Below are 19,773 nucleotides of genomic sequence, written 5' to 3'. Positions count from 1 at the left end.
TAAATCATGAAAAAATATCATAATCATAAATGGTTCCTTACAGCAGCGCTGGCTGGTACCATGTTAATGAATAGCTGTACAAAGCTGGATGAAGAAGTATATTCTGAATTACTGGCACAAAACTTCCAGGCCACTGCACAGGATGTGCCCGCGCTGATTGCTCCAGTTTACACAGTGTTACGTGCCAATACTGCCAGCTGGCAGGCATTGTTTGATCTGCAGGAAGAGGCGGCCGATCAGATCGTAACACCTGCCCGTCCGAACGGATGGGTAGATGGTGGTACCTATCGCCGTATGCATGAACATGTTTGGACACCCACACAGGGTCAGCCAAATGGTTTGTATAACCGTTGTTATACCGGTATCAACAATGCCAACAGGGTATTGTTCCAGATTGAATCAGGTGAAATACCTGTTACATCTGGTAAAGACGCCATCATTGCCGAGTTAAAAGCAGCAAGGGCATATTACTATTATCTGTTGTTAGATAACCATGGTAATGTGCCCATTGTAACAGACTTTAAGGATACCAGTTTACCGGTGCAGAGAACACGTCAGCAGGTATATGATTTTGTAGTGAAAGAATTTACAGATGCCATTCCCAATCTTTCACCTGTGGTATCTAAAGCAACCTATGGTCGTATGACGCGTTGGGCCGCGAAAGCCTTTCTGGCCCGTGTATACCTGAATGCACAAGTGTATACAGGTACTGCTAAATGGGCTGAATGTATACAGCAGTGTAATGATATCATTGCTTCAAACCAATACGCATTAACCACTACATACAAAGAGAACTTCACATCTACCAACGAAAACTCAAAAGAGATCATTTTCGCGGTTCCTTATGATGAAATTTTTGCTACTGAAAGTAACCTGCACATGAAAACCCTGGATCCACTGATGCAGTTGGTATACCCAATGCAGGTGCAGCCATGGGGTGGTAACTGTGCGGTTCCACAGTGGATTGATACCTATGATCCGGATGACAGACGTTTGAGAGATACTTGGATCATGGGCCCTCAGTACAATGCTACTACAGGTGCACTGGTGATTGATTATGTTAAAACGGTTACCAGCATCGCATCAAGTACATCTAACCAGGGTTATCGTATTGGTAAATATGAAATCAAAGCAGGTATGCGCGGTGGATCCAGTGTAGACTTCCCGCTGATGCGTTATGCTGATGTATTGATGATGAAAGCTGAATCTTTATTACGTACCGGTGATGCTGCACAGGCTGCTACCATCGTTACACAGGTTCGTCAGCGCAACTTTGCAAGCAACCCAGCCAAAGCAACGGTAACCGCTGCTCAGTTACAACAGGGTAGCAGTTACTCATATGGTGAGTGGGCCAATGGCGCACAAACGACTGTAGAAGGTGGCGCTGACATTCCTTTCGGAAGAATGCTGGATGAATTAGGTTGGGAATTTGCTGCTGAAGCAAAACGCAGACAGGATCTGATCCGTTTCGGTGTGTTCCACAGAAAGAGCTGGTTCTCTCATAAACCATCGGCTACTTTCCGGAATATCTTCCCGATACCGGCAAACTCACTGCTCACCAACACCAATCTGAAACAAAATCCAGGCTATTAATCAAGTCTCTTTCTCATAAGGTTTAGGTTTTAGGTATTAAGTGATAGCAAGGCCTGCAAACAGTTCAATTGCAGGTCTTGCTGTTCAAATACCTCCCTATCTTCACCAGAGAAAAGCATAACATATGAAAATCCGATTTCTTCTACTACTTGTTTTCCTTCTGAGTACCACAGTAATGTTGCAGGCACAAAACCAGTCTGGCTTTACCAAAAAAGATTCATTGCGTGGTACCATTACGCCTGAAAGAGCCTGGTGGAACCTTACAAGGTATGACCTGGAAATACAGCCTGATTTTACTTCGAAAACATTAAAAGGTACCAATACCATTAGCTATACGGTAGTAGCCAATAACGGAACCACAAAAATGCAGATCGATCTGAAAGATCCATTGAAGATCGATGAGGTAACAGATGCATCCGGCAAAAAATATCCATTTACAAAAGAAGGATCGGTATGGATGATTGAAATCCCTAATCAGCAAAAAGGTACCAACGGAAAAATCTCTATTCGCTACAGTGGTACCCCACACGAAGCCATCCGGGCTCCCTGGGATGGTGGGTGGACCTTCACCAAAGATTCACTGGGCAGACCCTGGATGACTGTCACCTGTCAGGGTGGAGCCGGTGCTTCTATCTGGTACCCTTGTAAAGATCACCAGAGTGATGAACCGGATAAAGGCGCCTCACTCACCATGCGTGTGCCCGATACATTGATGGCCGTTGGTAATGGCAGGTTGAAAAAAACAACAAAACATGGTGATGGTACTACCAGCTATCGCTGGGAAGTAACCAATCCCATCAACAACTACAATATTATTCCGTATATCGGAAAGTATATCAGCTTTAAAGAAGTGTACACCGGTGAAAAAGGTAAACTCGACCTTACTTACTGGGTATTGGATTATAATGAACAAAAAGCCAAAAGCTATCTCCCTAAGGAAGTACACAATACCATGAAAAGTTTTGAGTACTGGTTTGGTCCATATCCTTTTTATGAAGATGGCTATCAGCTCATTGATGTACCGCATACCGGAATGGAACACCAGAGTGCAGTTGCCTATGGTAACTGGTACCAGCCAGGTTACAGAAAGCGGGATGGCTCCGGAACGGGCTGGGGTTTGAAATGGGATTTTATTGTGATACACGAAAGTGGTCATGAATGGTTTGGTAACAATATTACTTCGAAAGACCTGGCCGATATGTGGGTGCACGAAGGTTTTACCAATTACAGTGAAACACTTTTCATTGAATATATTTTCGGAGAGCAGGCAGGCAATGAATACAATGTAGGTATCAGAAGAGGTATCCGCAACGATAAACCGATTATACCAACAGCTTATGGTGTAAATGCGCAGGGTAGTGGTGATATGTATCCGAAAGGTGGCAACCTTTTACATGCGATCAAACATAGCATCAACGACAATGAAAAATTCAGGCAGATACTTCGTGGACTGAATAAAGATTTCTATCACCAGACGGTTACTTCCACACAGGTAGAAAACTATATATCTGCCAAAGCCGGTTTCGATTATAGTAAAGTATTTGATCAGTACCTGAGAAATATTACGATACCTAAATTCGAATTTCAAATCACTGGTAATACCGCACGTTACCGTTATACCAATTGTATACCGGGTTTTAACCTACCGATCGTATTAAAAAACAATAACACTGTATTAAAATTATTACCCACCGATGTGTGGAAGACGACTGAACTGACAGCAGCAGAACTTTCGCTGTTAACAGTGGATGGCGTAAAGAATATGTATTATGTAGACCCTGTACCCATACAATAATTCATTTTTAAATTCGGAGATTCATGAAAAAATTTCGATTCGTTTTAACAGGAATACTGCAGGTTTTGCTGTTAACGGGTTTGGTAACCTTAACCCATGCACAAACATCGCCTACGGGTAAACCCAACCTGGCATTGGTGGCGAAGGTTAGTTCCAGCCGTGGTGGTTTTGGTGTAGAAGGGTTGAATGACCAGAAAACACCTGTTAATACCGCCAATAACCGTGGTTTTAATAATAATAATAACCGCCCTCCCCGTGCCAATATATGGGTACAATACGAATGGCAGGAGCCGGTTACCACCAGTGAAGTAGCACTGTTCTGGTGGAACTTCAACAACAATGTTCGTTTGCCCGAACAATACCGTATTTCTTACTGGAATGGTACCGCTTTTGTACCGGTAGAAAATGCACAGGGTATGGGCAAGGAAAATAACCAACTCAATACCACCAGCTTCAAAGAAATTACCACCACACGTATGCGTATTGATCTGGATTCTGCAGACCGTGGCGTGACTACTTTACTGGAATGGGTGGTGAACAAAAGCCCCAACTCAGCCAATCCCAAACCATTGGTGTCGGCAGGTATTGACCGTGATGTAATCATCAATGGTAAAACCTACCTCGATGCATCTGTAAAATCGGTTACACCGGTTTCTAAAGTGGAATGGAAAAAAGTATCGGGTCCGGGTACTGTACAGTTCAGCAATCCGTCTGATCTGAAAGCAACGGCGAGTTTTAGCGCGGTAGGCGATTATGAACTGGCAATGACAGCTGTAGAAGGTAATCAGTCTCAAACATCTAGCATCAAAGTAAAAGTACACAACCCGCCACCCGTGAACAGACTGGATGTGGTGTATACCAAGAAATATAAAATTGACAATAAACTCTGGAACGATCGTGCCAAAGCCATGATTGTAAACTGGATACCTTATTGTATTGCACAGAACGAACGTACCGACCTCACCATTGGTCAGGGAGGTCTCGATAATTTTATTGAAGCCGCCAAGGCCCTGCGTGGTGAAAAACATGAGCGCCATAAAGGGTATGTATTCTCGAATGCATGGGTGCACCAAACCGTGGAATCTATTTGTATCGCCTTGATGGTAGACCCACAAGGTGATAAAGAAATTATTGCGGCTCAGGCAAAAATGAAAGAAGCACTGGAAAGATGGATACCCATTATTCTTGCTGCACAGGAACCAGACGGATACCTGCATACAGCTTATACCTTACGCGATACCACCCGTTGGAAAGACCGTTGGGCACCACGTAACCGAGGCGATCATGAAGGTTATGTAGCGGGATATTTTATAGAATCTGCTATTAACCACTATACCTTAACCAATGGTAAAGACAGGCGTTTGTACGATGCTGCCAAAAAACTGGCCGACTGCTGGGTAAAAAATATCGGAACAGGTCCGGGACAGAAAGAATGGTACGATGGTCACCAGGAAATGGAACAGGCGCTGGTACGTTTTGGTCGTTTTGTAAACGATATGGAGAAAAACGGCCGGGGCGATAGCTATGTTAAACTGGCTAAATACCTGCTCGATAGCCGTAAGAATGGTAGCGAGTACGACCAGAGCCATGTGCCCGTACAGCAACAATATGAAGCTGTAGGTCATGCGGTAAGGGCTACCTACAACTATTCAGCGATGGCCGATGTGGCTGCTGAAACAGGTGATGTAGATTACCAGAGTGCGGTGATGAGTTTATGGAACAACCTCATCAACAAAAAATATTATTTCACCGGCGGTATTGGCAGTGGTGAAACATCGGAAGGTTTTGGTCCGAATTATTCTTTGCGCAACAATGCTTATTGCGAATCATGCTCCAGTGCGGGTTTAATTTTCTTCCAGTATAAAATGAACCTGGCTTATCATGATGCCAAATATGCGGATCTGTATGAAGAAACCATGTACAATGCCTTGCTGGGTTCACTGGATCTGGATGGTAAGAATTTCTATTATACCAATCGTTTATCAGAAGCACAACCCAGAGACCCCTGGCATGTATGTCCATGTTGTGTAGGTAATATTCCGCGTACTTTATTGATGGTGCCCACCTGGACCTATGTAACCGATCCGAAAGGCATTTATGTAAATATGTATATCGGTAGTACCATCAATGTAGAACGTGTGGCAGGAACCGATGTGGAAATGGTACAGAAAACCAATTATCCATGGGAAGGTGCGGTAGGCATAACCGTGAACCCGAAAGTAAGTAAGGAGTTTACCGTATATGTACGCGTACCCAACAGAACTACCAGCGAACTCTACACACCTGACAAAGAAGTGAAAGGACTGAAATACCTGAAAGTAAATGGTAAACCTGTACCCGTAACCATCGAAAAGGGTTATGTGGCTCTGAAGCGCACCTGGAAAAAAGGCGATAAAATAGAACTGGAAATGCCCATGGAAGTACAGAAGTTTCGTGCCGATGATAGAATTGAAGCCAATCGTGGCCGTGTAGCTTTACGCTTTGGGCCATTGATTTATAATGTGGAAACAGCTGATGGACAGGACATCAACAAAGCGATTGATACCAAAAAACCATTGGCCATAGAATGGAGAGATAATTTTCTGCGTGGTATGCTGGTGATTAAGGGACAGTGGGAAGATGGCAGTCCTTTACTGGCCATACCTAACTATGCCAGAACCAACCGTATTGATGGTAAAGTACCAGCTGCCACCACTACTACCTTACCCACAGAAGCCAATGAACCACCACAGCGTATCCAGAACAGACCGCTGGCATCTGCTGTATGGATTAAAGAGAAGCAATAGACTATTAACTATTTTGTTTTGGCGTTTATCGTTAAGCCTGTATTCGTAGGAATGCAGGCTTTTTTTGATCTATGGGTCAGAACCCATTCAGTTTTGCTCACTGCAGGGGGTTTATTCAGTTTTACAACATATCTAAAACATTTTTTTAACACTCCATAACATTGTTTTAGTGTTGAACTGTGTTGATGCTATGTTGTTGCTGTGTTGTTGGTCTGAGTAAAGCCATGATAATAAGCGAATTAGCTTTGCTTGTTTTTTGGGGAAAAATGGCTGTTTGCAGTGGGTGTACAACCAGTAGATTTGGATCTGCCAAGTGGTAATAAAGCCGTTTTTTACTCTTAAACCCCTTTTAAACCCCACCCAACCATTCTGCCCTTTTCCTGTTAAATTTGTACCTCATATCTCATTTATGCAAGCATACTGTCATTCGCTTACACAGTACAAACGGTTGAAGACCAGAGAAGTGCGTATTGGTGATCTTTTACTGGGTAATAACCACCCTATACGCTTACAAACCATGACCACTACCGACACTATGGATACCCTGGCAACGGTAGAACAGAGCATCCGCTGTATAGAAGCCGGTGCCGAACTGGTGCGTATAACGGCTCCCAGTAAAAAAGAAGCAGAAAACCTGCTGCATATTAAAAATGAACTCCGTAAAAGGGGCTATACGACCCCCCTGGTGGCCGATATTCATTTTACTCCCAATGCCGCAGAAATAGCTGCCCGCATTGTAGAAAAAGTAAGGGTGAACCCCGGTAACTATGTTGACAAAAAGAAATTTGAACTGATAGAGTATACCGATGCCGATTATGCAGAGGAAATAGAAAGAATCCAGGAGAAGTTTACACCACTGGTACGCATCTGTAAAGAACATGGTACCGCCATGCGTATCGGTACCAACCATGGTTCACTCAGCGATCGCATCATGAGCCGTTATGGTGATACGCCTATGGGTATGGTTGAAAGTGCCATGGAATTTTTGCGCATTGCACGTTACGAAAGCTTTCACAATATTGTACTGAGCATGAAAGCCAGTAACCCGCAGGTAATGGTACAGGCATACCGCCTGCTGATACAACAGATGGATGCAGAATTCGGAGAGTGCTATCCGCTGCACCTCGGTGTAACAGAAGCCGGAGATGGGGAAGATGGCAGGGTAAAAAGTGCAGCAGGTATCGGCACTTTACTGGAAGATGGTATTGGCGATACGGTTAGGGTAAGCTTAACCGAGGACCCCGAATTTGAAATACCCGTTTGCCGCGATCTGGTGAAACGGTATACCACACCTGTAAGAACCGATGATCATATTCCGGCCATCGAAAAATTAACCTACGACCCCTTTAATTATCAGCGCCGAGAAAGTTTTGAAGTAAGCAATATCGGTGGCAAACAGGTGCCGGTGGTAATAGCCGATCTGAGTAAAGCCGGAACGATAAAACCTGCTACCTTGCAAAGCGTAGGGTATACCTATGATGCCGACACCGATAAATGGAACATCAGTGATACAGCTGCCGATTATATTTTTACCGGCGACCAATTACTCGATTTTGCCTTACCCGGCACATTGAAAGTGATTGTATATGCCCCCATCTGGCAAAAACTCAAGGATCGGGAAAAATATTATCAGATTGATGATATAGAAGGATACCTGAGCAGCACAGACAAAAGCCAAACCCTCAATTTTGTCATGATTGATTGTTACAATGATGGCACCATTCCTTCTGATGAAGCTTTAGCGCAACTGGCTGCCGACAAAACAGCCGTACTTTGTTTGAGTAGCAACAATCAGCATGCAATGCCTTCTGTACGCCGAATGTTTGTACAGATGCAGGAGAAAAAAATACTGAACCCGGTTATCATCACAGTTGACAGCAACTGGCAAACCACCGATGAGCACCTCATTCATTTTGCAACAGAGGCCGGTGCCCTTTTGCTGGATGGTTTTGGCGACGGTGTATGTTTTGGCATGAGCACTAAAAGTTATGAGCAGGCTGCCGCTGCCGGTGCAGACACAAGCGGGCGCAATTACCTCTCTAACACATCTGTTGAGCAATTTGTAAATGCCACCGCCTTCAGCATTTTACAGGCCACCCGTACGAGGATATCCAAAACAGAATATATATCATGCCCCAGTTGCGGTAGAACCTTATTTGATTTACAGGAAACCACCGCCAAAATACGCTCGGTTACCAACCACCTCAAAGGCGTAAAAATCGCCATCATGGGATGTATTGTAAATGGCCCAGGTGAAATGGCCGATGCCGATTTTGGCTATGTGGGTAGTGGTGTAGGTAAGATTACCTTGTATAAGGGTAAGGATGTGGTAAAAAGAAATGTAGAGAGTGATGTGGCAGTGGAAGAACTGATCAATATTTTAAAAGAAAATGGTGCTTGGGTTGAACCCGCACCCTAAAATAACCCTGCGTAAACTCCGTTATCTCTCGTTCTCTGCGATGAAACATGGCTTTGCTTTTAGCAAGGATTCACTGTAGAGAAAGGAGAACGCTGGGGTTACGCAGAGAGAGGAATAATTTATGCAGACAGACTTTTTAGTTATAGGATCAGGTATTGCAGGGTTAACCTATGCACTGAAAACAGCACGTTTTTTTCCCGATAAAAAAGTTACGGTTATCACCAAAACACAGGCCGATGAAACCAATACCAAATATGCACAGGGTGGTATTGCCGGTGTTTGGGATGAAGACAGGGATAGCTATGAGAAACACATAGAAGATACGCTTATTGCAGGTGATGGTTTGTGTAATAAGGATATCGTTGAAATTGTAGTGAAGGAAGGACCTGAAAGAATTAAGGAAATTATTTCTTACGGTGCTGAATTTGATAAGGATGAAAAAGGAGCATACAGTTTAGGCAAAGAAGGTGGCCACAGCGAAAACAGAATACTGCACCATAAAGATGTTACCGGCCAGGAAATGGAACGTGCTTTACTGGCAGAACTATCGCAGGTGCCGAATATAGAACTGGTGAACCATTGTTTTGTGGTAGATATACTCACGCAACACCACTTAGGTTTTCTGGTTACCAAATCAACAACCGATATTACCTGTTATGGTGTGTATGTACTGAACCTGCATACGCATAAGATTGAAAAAATACTTTCGAAAATAACCTTACTGGCTACCGGTGGTTGCGGACAGGCTTACCGCACCACTACCAATCCGAAAATTGCTACCGGTGATGGCATTGCCATGGTGTACAGGGCCAAGGGCAGGATTGAGAATATGGAATTTATTCAGTTCCATCCCACTGCACTTTATGAACCCGGCACTTCACCTTCTTTCCTCATTACAGAAGCGGTAAGAGGTGATGGCGGTATCCTGCGCAATAAAAACGGAGATGCTTTTATGGAACAATACGATTCCAGAAAAGACCTTGCCCCGCGTGATATTGTAGCCAGGGCCATCGACAGCGAAATGAAAAAAACAGGTACTGAACATGTGTACCTCGACTGCAGACATATGGATAAAGAAAAATTTATCCATCATTTTCCGAATATTTATGAGAAATGCCTGAGTATCGGTATCGACGTAATGCAACAGATGATACCTGTGGCCCCGGCAGCACATTATAGTTGTGGAGGAATTAAAACAGATGAATGGGGCAGAACTTCGATTCTTCATCTCTATGCCTGCGGAGAATGTGCCAGCACAGGTTTGCACGGAGCCAACCGATTGGCGAGTAACAGTTTACTGGAAGCTATGGTATTTGGCCATCGTTGTTTTCTGGATAGTAGCAAAGCGGTAGAAAATATTCGCTGGAACGATGCCATTCCCGACTGGAAAACCACAGGTACCACCGACCCCAGAGAAATGATCCTGATCACACAGAGCCTGAAAGAATTACAGCAGATCATGAGCGATTATGTAGGTATTGTAAGAACAGATGTGCGTTTGGAAAGAGCCATGAAGAGGCTGGATCTTTTATTTGCCGAAACAGAAGAACTGTACCGAACCACCAAAGTATCACCCCAGCTATCGGAACTGAGAAACCTGATTACCGTTGGATACCTGATTGTTAAAGGCGCACAATTTAGAAAAGAAAGCAGAGGCCTGCACTATAATACCGATCACCAGGCGAAAAGCAGCCTGCTGCAGAATATTATTTTATGATGTTTGATTTCTTGATCTTTGATTTTTCTTTCAGTCAAGAAATCAAAGATCAAGAAATCAAAGATCAAGAAATCAAACATCCCTATGTACCCCATCGTCTACGGTATTTTTTATCTTTTATCCTTACTGCCCTGGCGGGTTTTGTACCTGATTTCGGATGGGTTGTATTTGCTGGTATATTATATCATCGGCTACCGTAAAAAAGTAGTATTCCAGAATCTTGAGATAGCTTTCCCTGAAAAAACGGTGGAAGAAAGAACAAGGATTGCAAAAGACTTTTACCACAATTTTATCGACAGCTTTATTGAAACCATTAAACTGCTTTCTGTTTCGGAAACAAGTTTTAGAAAAAGGTTTACGGTAAATATCGAGGTGCTGAATGATTTATATGCCGGCAAGCAGAATGTACAGATTGTTGCAGGACATTATTTCAACTGGGAGTTTGCGAACCTGGGTGTTTCGCTGGACAGTAAATTTCCCTTTATAGGAGTATACATGCCCCTGAGTAATAAAATCTTTGATAAATTAATTTATAAACTGCGCACAAAATTTGGCACCTTACTTGTGCCGGCCAATGAGTTCAAGAACAATTTTCACTTCTATGCCAAAAACCGTTATGCCCTTGGTTTGGTAGCAGACCAGAACCCAGGTAATCCCGGTAAAGCTTACTGGACCCACTTCTTCGGCAAGCCTGCTCCCTTTGCGCGCGGTCCGGAAAAAGGTGCCAAAATGAACCATACAGCTATTGTATATGCCAATTTTTACAAAGTAAAACGTGGCTACTACCGTCTCGATTTTGAATTAATTACCACAGAACCCAACGAGTATGCAGATGGTGTACTTACCCAACTGCTGGTAAGAAAAGTTGAAGACTCCGTTCGCAAAATGCCTGCCAACTATCTATGGAGCCATAGAAGATGGAAGTGGTCGCATGAATACGAAAAGTACAAGCACCTGATGGTGGAGCAGATGTAAGATGTCAGATCGCAGATATCAGATTTATGACAATACCACATACGGGATATTAGATCTGAGATCTGACATCTGCGATCAATTCAATACTTCCTTCGATTTTTCGAAAGTAAATTTATCTGAGAGTTCTTTTATTTGACCCCAGCCGCCTACAACATTTCTGAGGTTGTGTATGCCTTGTCTTTTCATGAGTGAAACAGCAATCACACTTCTATAGCCTCCTGCGCAGTGAACATAAATATTGTGGTTGTCTTCGAGGTTGGCCATACTGCCGGGGTCGGCCAGTTCATCCAAAGGAATGTTGAGTGCTTCTTTAATATGTCCGTCTGCGTATTCAGGTACTTTTCTTACGTCAACAATCACTAACTGATCATCAAAAGGCATATCCATGGCCAATTCATCGGCTTCTACATCGATGATCATATCGATTGGCTGATCATTCTTTTTCCAGTTGTTAAAACCGCCAGCCAGGTGTCCGCCGAATTTTTCAAAGCCAACACGGGCGAGTCGAACAATACTTTCTTTTTCTTTTCCTTCTTCTGTTACCAACAGAATCTCATGATCAAAAGGTAAAAGACTACCAGCCCATTCAGCAAAGCGGCCTTCGAGACCAATAAAAACAGAACCCGGTACAAAACCTTCAGTAAATACATTGGCTTTTCTGGTATCTACAATGATAACGTTGGGTTCTTTGGCTTTTATTTTGAAAGCAGGAATATCGAGTGCGGTCATGCCTTTGCTGAGTATGGCATCGAGGTTATCGTATCCTTCTTTATTAATTTTTGCGTTGATGGGAAAGTATTGCGGGGGAGCAGCCAATCCATCGGTTACTGCTTTGATAAAATCTTCTTTGCTCTGTTGTTGTAAAGCGTAATTGCCGGCTTTTTGTTCGCCGATGGTACTGAAGGTTTCAGGGCCGAGGTTTTTACCACAGCTGCTACCAGCACCATGTGCAGGGTATACAATCACCTCATCGGCCAAGGGCATGATTTTATGTTGCAGACTGTCGTACATCATACCTGCAAGGTCATCCATGGTAATTTCATTGGTTTTTTGGGCGAGGTCGGGTCGGCCCACGTCACCAACAAAGAGGGTATCACCAGTAAAGATGGCATAGTCTTTACCCGTCTCGTCTTTCAGCAGGTAACAACTACTTTCCAGTGTATGGCCAGGTGTATGCAGTACCTGAACAGTGAGTTTACCTATTTCAAATATTTCACCGTCACTGGCAACATGCACAGGAAAACGTGTTTCTGTACCCGGACCATATACAATGCTGGCACCGGTGGCAGCTGCCAGATCGAGATGTCCGCTGATAAAGTCGGCATGAAAATGGGTTTCGAAAATGTATTGGATCTTACTGTTACGCTCTTTGGCCAGTGCCAGATATTCTTCAATATCGCGCATAGGGTCAATAACAGCAGCAATGCCATTACTTTCGATATAATAAGCAGCTTCACTTAAACAGCTGGTATATAATTGTTTTACAAACATATTCGCGAGTTTAGGCAAAGATACGACCAAGGATCAGGCCAGACCCTTATCAATAACGGAAAAACAGGCGTAATGTCAGTTAAACTGTCAACCAACCAGTGATTCTACAAAGCCAACAACTTCTGTTAATCGACTGTAGTTTACGGAGTAGAAGATGAATTTACCGTCTCTTGTAGTACTTACAATACCGGCTCGTCGGAGGATGGCAAGGTGTTGCGAGGCTACAGACTGCTCCAGGCGAAGCTTTACATAAATTTCCGTAACCGTCATTTTTTGATGATCGTCAAGTAATTTAATGATTTGCTGTCGGAGCTTGTGGTTGATTGAACGGAGGATAAGGGCAGCCTTCTTTGTGTGAAGGAAGTCCACCTTTATCGCATTTTTGCCGTTGTTTAATACAACGGATTGCAATGATTGACTCATGACAATTAAGTTATGATGGGGGGTTAACAAACTAAAATTGCACTTATAAAGATACGACTTTCCTGATAGTTTTATTGTATAATTTTCATATACCTGAAAACATGCGTGAAACCTTATTTTTTTGAAGTGTCGAAAAAAGGTTTCAGATACAAGGGCTCACTATAAGCCAGATCTGCGAAATGCTTGTTACTAAAGGCTTTAAGAGCTAATTTGGCGAGCTGTGCGGCATGGTGCTGTACTTCAGTAAAACGTGCATTTGGGTGACCTGAAATTTTGCTTAATTTTTTCATGCCGCTTCCGGAGAAGAGCATAATGTTTTTATCGAGGAAGTCTGCAAACGATTGTTCTTCCAGCACCATGGCCTGAGGTTCGAGGAGCATAGTCAGCGAATGGTCATAGATGGCGGTGAAAACCTCCATACGTCTGGCGTCAATTAAAGGGCAGAAAGCAGTTACTTCATTGTCTGCACTTTCTATGGCTGCAAGTGCCATCACTTCGAGGGTATTGATGGTAATAAGTGGTTTATCAAGTGCAAAACAAATACCCTTTGCCGTTGCCATACCTACCCTTAAACCTGTATAACTGCCGGGGCCGGCAGTTACTGCAACTGCATCAATATCTGTAAGATTTAGATCGGTTTCCTGCATGATAGATGCAATGGCAGGCTGAATAAAAGCAGCATGGTTTTTTTGATCAGTATTGCTCAATTGAGCCAGTATTGCCTGATCATGGCTCAAACACACACCAGCTGTTTCAGTAGCCGTATCTATATTCAGGATATAACTCATGCAGTTATTTTGTATTCAGCAAATTCGGCAGCCAGGGCAGGTGCAGGCTGGTATCGTTCATCTTCTTCAGCAAGTATGGTGAGCAGGCGATAAATAGGCTGGATACCTATTTTTTCGCACCATTCAAAAGGACCATAAGGATAATTGGTACCGAGTTTCATGGCCGTATCTATATCTGACTTGCTGCTTACTTCTTCACCCAATGCAAAATAGGCTTCATTGATAATCATGGCGATGATTCTTGCGGCAATCATTCCGGGTTCATCGGGTGCCACAGTAAAAGTCCAGTTAAGCTGATCCATAATGGCTTGTACAGCCTGTAAATGGGCAGTTGCTGCTATTTCTAGTACAGGTCTTTCCAAAAAGCCCTGCCAGCCATTGATACGCACATAGTGCTCAGGTAAAGAAGCATTGGTAAGCAATACCGCATTGGCAAAGACGATTGTATGGGTGCGTGTGGCAAAAGCGGGTCCTTCTTCTTCACAGGAAAGATCGAACCATGCATCGGCTTTTTCAGGCAGTGTATCCGTACCATACCAATAAATATGGCAGCCGGCAGGCCATGTTTTGGAAAGAAAAGCTTTTTGTTGCTGAGGAGAGGCTTTTACCACTATTTGCATACCGCAAATTTAGGTTGGTGAGTTGATAGAAAAACACCAATTTGCCGGTCACAAAAGAAAAGAGACTATGTCGAAACAAATCATTAAAACCGATAAAGCACCTGCACCCATTGGTCCTTATAACCAGGCCATAAAAGCCAATGGTATGGTATACCTCAGTGGTCAGGTAGCATTTGACCCTGCCACCGGAGAACTACTAACCAGCGACCTGAAAACAGAAACACATCGTGTAATGCAGAACCTGGCTGCGGTACTGGAAGAAGCGCATATTACTTTTGAGCATGTAGTGAAAACCACCATCTTTTTAAGTGATATGGCTCATTTCGCGGAAGTAAATGAAGTGTATGGATCTTATTTCAAAGGCGACTATCCTGCACGCGAAACCGTGGCTGTAAAAACTTTACCCAGAAATGTAAATGTAGAAATCAGCATGATTGCTGTGGTAGATTTATAATCATCAGCCCATACTCTCTTGTATATAAAGTCTCAGCGATTCATATCAGGAAATAAGGGGAGCTGTATTGACAGAACACAGATTTTCATGATTTTCAAGTATTTTCATGATCAATCATCATCATGAAAATCTGTGTTCCATATTTCTATCTCTTTTATTCTGTTTGATTCGGAACAGGGTTTTACATTCAGCTAGGCAGGTTTTCCCAACTCCCTCTCCCCCTTCTCCTCCGAAGGAGTTCTTTGGACCTGCAAAAAAATTCCCATTCAGTAAAACCTCAATTACCAAAGCACCACCTGATAACCCGTACTAAAAACCGCTGTTTCACCCGGTTCCAGGTAACGGATGCCGATTTTATTATTAAAAGTATCTGGTGCTGCACTCAGGTTTTCAATAGCAATACTTTTTCTGTGAGGCGGTGTATACACCTGTAAATATGGATAAGCTGTATCTGGTTCTATACGGATACTGATTTTTTTTCCCTGCAGTACACAGATGCCTTTTTCGTTGGCAGGTAATGCAAAACAATTATCGAGTTCAATACCCTTTAATATAGTACCATTCACAAACCTGTCATCTTTTTCTTCGGCACCTGTTGGCAATAAATCTGCATCGAAAATCAGTTTTCTATCTGTGTTAAATAATAAAGATGATTCATCAATACTGCTGTCTGTTGCAAAATAAGGATGCCAGCCATCTGAAAAAGGTATGGTACTGTTGTGCAGGTTGGTGGCAACGGTACTCACTGTTAACCGGTTATGGGCATACAGGCTCCAGGTAACCACCAGTGTATAGGTAAAGGGGTAGCCTTTATCTGTTGCCTTGTATTGGTGCTGTAGTGTTACCCAGGCTTTATCGGTATCAGCACCTTTATCTATAATCGAAAAATCTGCATGGCATAAAAGACCATGAATGGCATGTCCGTTTAAATAAAAACCTTCAATGGTATAATCCGTTTCACCAAAATGATAAGCGCCTTTGTGCATACGGCATACGAAGGGACTTAATTTGGCGCTTTTGAAGCCATTGTTCATATCGGCCCTGGCATGGGCCACATCTGTAAATCCGTCAATCACATTGATCTTATCCGTACCTGATTGCACCGTAAAAGCATTCAATAAGGCACCGAAACAAAAAATTTCTGCGCTAGTGCCAGTCTGTTCCTGCGTTAATATCAGCTTTTTTTCATTGCCAATCCCTTCTTCTTGTATATGGAAAGCCATTCGAATGTTTTTGTAAACTTAGGCATCAAAAAACTAACGATTGTTAACCATTCGGCTGAAAACTGTAAATTTGCCACTCAGTGAAAAGAAAGGACATGTCGTACCAACCCAAGCATAAAATACGCATAGTAACAGCAGCCAGTCTTTTTGACGGACACGATGCTGCCATCAATATTATGCGTCGCATTTTACAATCGAAAGGAGCCGAAATCATCCATCTCGGACATAACAGAAGTGTGGCTGAAATAGTGGAGTGTGCCATTGAAGAAGATGCGCAGGGCATTGCCATCACCAGCTATCAGGGCGGGCACGTAGAGTTTTTTAAATATATGCGCGATCTGCTCGACCAGAATGGATGCGGACATATAAAAATATTTGGCGGCGGCGGTGGAACCATACTGCCGGAAGAAATACGAGAACTCCATCATTATGGTATTACGCGTATTTACAGCCCGGACGATGGCAGGAAAATGGGGCTCGAGGGTATGATTGAAGACGTGATACGCCAGTGCGATTTTAACCTGAACGGTAATGGTGTATATACCCAACCCATGACATTAGGTGAAGTGAAAGACATCAGAACCATTGCAAGGCATATTACCAATGCAGAAAATAATGGGGAGAAGGAACAAGGCAATAAGGAACAAGGGGACAAGGAAAAAGAGACAGTGAAGATTCCTGTTTTGGGTATTACGGGAACGGGGGGCGCAGGTAAAAGTTCGGTTACCGATGAGATTGTAAGAAGATACCTTCAACTTTTTGAAGACAAAACCATTGCCGTTATTTCAGTGGACCCTTCTAAAAAGAAAACAGGGGGTGCTTTGCTGGGCGACAGGATCAGAATGAATGCAATCTCTCATCCGCGTGCTTATATGCGCAGTCTTGCTACTCGTGACGACAACACCGCCTTAAGTGCACATGTGCAAGATGCGATTGATATCTGTAAAAAGGCGGCTTTTGATTTTATTATCCTCGAATCGGCAGGTGTAGGACAAAGTGATGCATCGATACTGGATTTCTGCGATGTGAGTTTGTATGTGATGACACCGGAATATGGTGCGGCTTCACAGCTTGAAAAGATCAATATGCTTGATTATGCCGATGTGGTATGTATCAATAAATTCGATAAAGCCGGCGCATTGGATGCTTTACACGATGTGCGCAAGCAATACAAACGCAACCATAACTTGTGGACTGCTACAGATGAGGAACTACCGATTGTAGGCACCATTGCCGCACAGTTTAATGATGCCGGTGTAAATGCGTTATTCGAAAAACTCATGCTCTCTATTGAGCAAAAGACCAAGGTAGTATTTGGTAGTTTTTCAAAAACGGGCCACAAGCAGGATACCACTACCAAATCGCAGATCATACCACCCAAAAGGGTTCGATATCTTGCAGAGATTGCAGATAATAACCGTTCTTATGATACATGGGTGAATGAACAGGTAGCAATTGCCAGTAAGTTGTACCAGATAACCGGCACCTTATCATCTGTAAAAGATGCATTGGCCAGGGAACTGGAAGAAGTGAAACATGCTTTCGAAAAACAATTACATCCCGATTGTAAACAACTGATTGAAGAATGGCCTTCACTGGTTAAAAAGTATGCAGCTGATTTCTTTGAATATAAAGTGCGTGATAAAGTGATCAGGCAGCCACTCACCACTACTTCATTAAGTAAAACACGCATTCCGAAAGTAGTATTACCTAAATACAAAGACTGGGGTGATATTCTTCGCTGGCAGTTACAGGAAAATGTACCTGGCTTCTTCCCATATACAGCAGGTGTGTTTGAACTGAAAAGACAGGGTGAAGATCCTACCCGTATGTTTGCGGGTGAAGGTGGACCGGAAAGAACCAATAAACGCTTTCACTATGTATCCTTAGGGCAGCCTGCCATCAGGCTCTCAACCGCTTTCGACAGTGTAACCTTATACGGTGAGGACCCGGCTGTACGCCCCGATATTTATGGAAAAATTGGTAACAGTGGTGTTAGTATTGCAACGGTTGATGATGCAAAAAAACTATACAGCGGTTTCGATCTCTGTGATCCCAAAACATCGGTAAGTATGACCATCAATGGTCCAGCGCCGATTCTGCTGGCATTTTTTATGAATGCAGCTATTGATCAGTTGTGCGAGAAATATATTGAAGCGAATGGTTTATGGGGTAAAGTGGAAGAAGTACTTACCCATAAATACAAGCAGGCCCCTAAACCTGTTTATTATAACCCATCTTCACCTGAAAGATTACCGGAAGGCAATAATGGTTTGGGTCTTCGTTTACTTGGCTTAACAGGTGATGAAGTGTTACCTGCTGATGTATATGCCAAAATTAAAGCAGAAGCCCTGTCGCAGGTAAGGGGAACGGTACAGGCAGATATACTGAAAGAAGATCAGGCACAGAATACCTGTATCTTCTCAACTGAATTTGCACTGAAGCTTATGGGAGATGTGCAGGCTTACTTTATTGATCATAAAGTGCGGAATTTTTACAGTGTAAGTATCAGTGGTTATCATATTGCAGAAGCGGGGGCAAACCCCATTACACAGCTGGCTTTTACACTGGCCAATGGTTTTACCTATGTAGAATATTACCTGAGCCGTGGCATGCATATTGATGATTTTGCACCCAATCTCTCTTTCTTCTTCAGCAATGGTATGGATCCTGAATACAGTGTGATTGGTCGTGTGGCCAGACGTATCTGGGCTAAAGCCATGAAACAGAAATACAAGGGTAATGAACGTTCACAAAAACTGAAGTATCATATCCAAACGAGTGGAAGAAGCCTGCATGCGCAGGAGATTGACTTTAATGATATCAGAACCACTTTACAGGCATTGTATGCTATTTATGATAACTGTAATAGTCTGCATACAAATGCTTACGATGAAGCCATTACCACCCCTACAGAAGAAAGTGTAAGAAGGGCCATGGCTATACAGTTGATAATTAACCGCGAACTGGGATCTGCGAATACCGAGAATTTTATCCAGGGTAGTTTTGCAGTAGAAGAACTCACAGATCTCGTGGAAGAAGCGGTGTTGATGGAGTTTGAAAGAATCAGTGAAAGAGGTGGTGTACTCGGGGCCATGGAAAGAATGTACCAGCGTAATAAAATTCAGGAAGAGAGCCTTTACTATGAAACCCTTAAACATACCGGCGAACTGCCACTGATAGGAGTGAATACCTTCCTGAATAAAAAAGGCAGTCCGACTATATTACCCGGTGAAGTGATCCGTTCTACCACTGAAGAAAAAGAACAGCAGATACAGAACCTGCATGCTTTCTGGAAACGCAATGAAGCAAAATCTGCGGAAGCACTGGATAGGCTGAAGCAAACGGCAAAACAAAACGGTAACCTCTTCGAAGCTTTAATGGATACGGTTAAATATTGTTCACTCGGACAAATTACCCATGCCCTCTATGAAGTAGGTGGCCAGTACAGACGCAATATGTAAAGCTTCAGAAAAGATTTACTACATT

13 protein-coding genes are annotated in these 19,773 nt (G+C 43.1%); 8 read left to right on the top strand and 5 right to left on the bottom strand.

All coding sequences use genetic code 11. From position 1 onward, the window contains the following. Window positions 1-6 precede the first annotated feature (6 nt). The 6 genes from BC659_RS05220 to BC659_RS05195 all read left to right on the top strand — a co-directional run bounded on the left by BC659_RS05220 (window position 7) and on the right by BC659_RS05195 (window position 11,285). Window positions 7-1,593 carry a RagB/SusD family nutrient uptake outer membrane protein gene (locus BC659_RS05220; RefSeq protein WP_133473609.1) on the top strand — a complete coding sequence of 529 codons (1,587 nt, stop codon included), beginning with the start codon at window positions 7-9 and terminating at the stop codon, window positions 1,591-1,593. Between the two features lie 124 nt (window positions 1,594-1,717). Beyond that, window positions 1,718-3,388 (top strand): M1 family metallopeptidase, encoded by a 1,671-nt coding sequence (locus BC659_RS05215; RefSeq protein WP_133473608.1) that lies wholly within the window; start codon window positions 1,718-1,720, stop codon window positions 3,386-3,388. A 23-nt stretch (window positions 3,389-3,411) separates the two neighbouring features. Beyond that, window positions 3,412-6,174: a glycoside hydrolase family 127 protein gene (locus BC659_RS05210; RefSeq protein ID WP_133473607.1), complete on the top strand. Its 2,763-nt coding sequence runs from the start codon at window positions 3,412-3,414 to the stop codon at window positions 6,172-6,174. A 409-nt stretch (window positions 6,175-6,583) separates the two neighbouring features. Then, window positions 6,584-8,593: a (E)-4-hydroxy-3-methylbut-2-enyl-diphosphate synthase gene (ispG, locus tag BC659_RS05205; protein WP_133473606.1), complete on the top strand. Its 2,010-nt coding sequence runs from the start codon at window positions 6,584-6,586 to the stop codon at window positions 8,591-8,593. Window positions 8,594-8,714: 121 nt separating this feature from the next. Then, a complete protein-coding gene (gene nadB / locus BC659_RS05200) occupies window positions 8,715-10,310 on the top strand; it encodes an L-aspartate oxidase (protein ID WP_133473605.1) in 1,596 nt (531 codons plus the stop codon). 18 nt (window positions 10,311-10,328) lie between these two features. Then, on the top strand, window positions 10,329-11,285 hold the full coding sequence (locus BC659_RS05195; RefSeq protein ID WP_281277230.1) for a lysophospholipid acyltransferase family protein: 957 nt from the start codon (window positions 10,329-10,331) through the stop codon (window positions 11,283-11,285). Between the two features lie 75 nt (window positions 11,286-11,360). Here BC659_RS05195 and BC659_RS05190 read toward each other — a convergent pair whose 3' ends face one another. The 4 genes from BC659_RS05190 to BC659_RS05175 form a co-directional block, all read right to left on the bottom strand. After that, window positions 11,361-12,776, bottom strand: coding sequence for an MBL fold metallo-hydrolase (locus tag BC659_RS05190; RefSeq protein ID WP_133473603.1), 1,416 nt, complete (start codon window positions 12,774-12,776; stop codon window positions 11,361-11,363). An 87-nt stretch (window positions 12,777-12,863) separates the two neighbouring features. Next, window positions 12,864-13,199, bottom strand: coding sequence for an ArsR/SmtB family transcription factor (locus BC659_RS05185; RefSeq protein ID WP_133473602.1), 336 nt, complete (start codon window positions 13,197-13,199; stop codon window positions 12,864-12,866). Between the two features lie 113 nt (window positions 13,200-13,312). Then, a complete protein-coding gene (tsaB, locus tag BC659_RS05180; RefSeq protein ID WP_133473601.1) occupies window positions 13,313-13,987 on the bottom strand; it encodes a tRNA (adenosine(37)-N6)-threonylcarbamoyltransferase complex dimerization subunit type 1 TsaB in 675 nt (224 codons plus the stop codon). Then, a complete protein-coding gene (locus BC659_RS05175) occupies window positions 13,984-14,607 on the bottom strand; it encodes a 3-hydroxyacyl-CoA dehydrogenase family protein (RefSeq protein ID WP_133473600.1) in 624 nt (207 codons plus the stop codon). Before BC659_RS05175 ends, tsaB begins: the two co-directional genes overlap by 4 nt. A gap of 67 nt (window positions 14,608-14,674) precedes the next feature. Here BC659_RS05175 and BC659_RS05170 point away from each other — a divergent pair, with 67 nt between their 5' ends. After that, complete coding sequence (locus tag BC659_RS05170; RefSeq protein WP_133473599.1) at window positions 14,675-15,061, top strand: RidA family protein; 387 nt, start codon at window positions 14,675-14,677, stop codon at window positions 15,059-15,061. A 281-nt stretch (window positions 15,062-15,342) separates the two neighbouring features. Here the strand turns inward: BC659_RS05170 and BC659_RS05165 are convergent, their stop codons facing one another. After that, complete coding sequence (locus BC659_RS05165) at window positions 15,343-16,284, bottom strand: aldose 1-epimerase (protein WP_133473598.1); 942 nt, start codon at window positions 16,282-16,284, stop codon at window positions 15,343-15,345. A gap of 95 nt (window positions 16,285-16,379) precedes the next feature. On the opposite strand from BC659_RS05165, the gene BC659_RS05160 reads away from it, so the two are divergent. Continuing rightward, window positions 16,380-19,748 (top strand): methylmalonyl-CoA mutase family protein, encoded by a 3,369-nt coding sequence (locus tag BC659_RS05160; RefSeq protein WP_133473597.1) that lies wholly within the window; start codon window positions 16,380-16,382, stop codon window positions 19,746-19,748. Window positions 19,749-19,773 lie beyond the last annotated feature (25 nt).

This window comes from Sediminibacterium goheungense (assembly GCF_004361915.1).
Classification (GTDB): Bacteria; Bacteroidota; Bacteroidia; order Chitinophagales; family Chitinophagaceae; genus Sediminibacterium; species Sediminibacterium goheungense.
The sequence above is the reverse complement of the archived record's forward strand: the minus strand, read 5'-3'. Positions and strand labels throughout refer to the sequence as shown.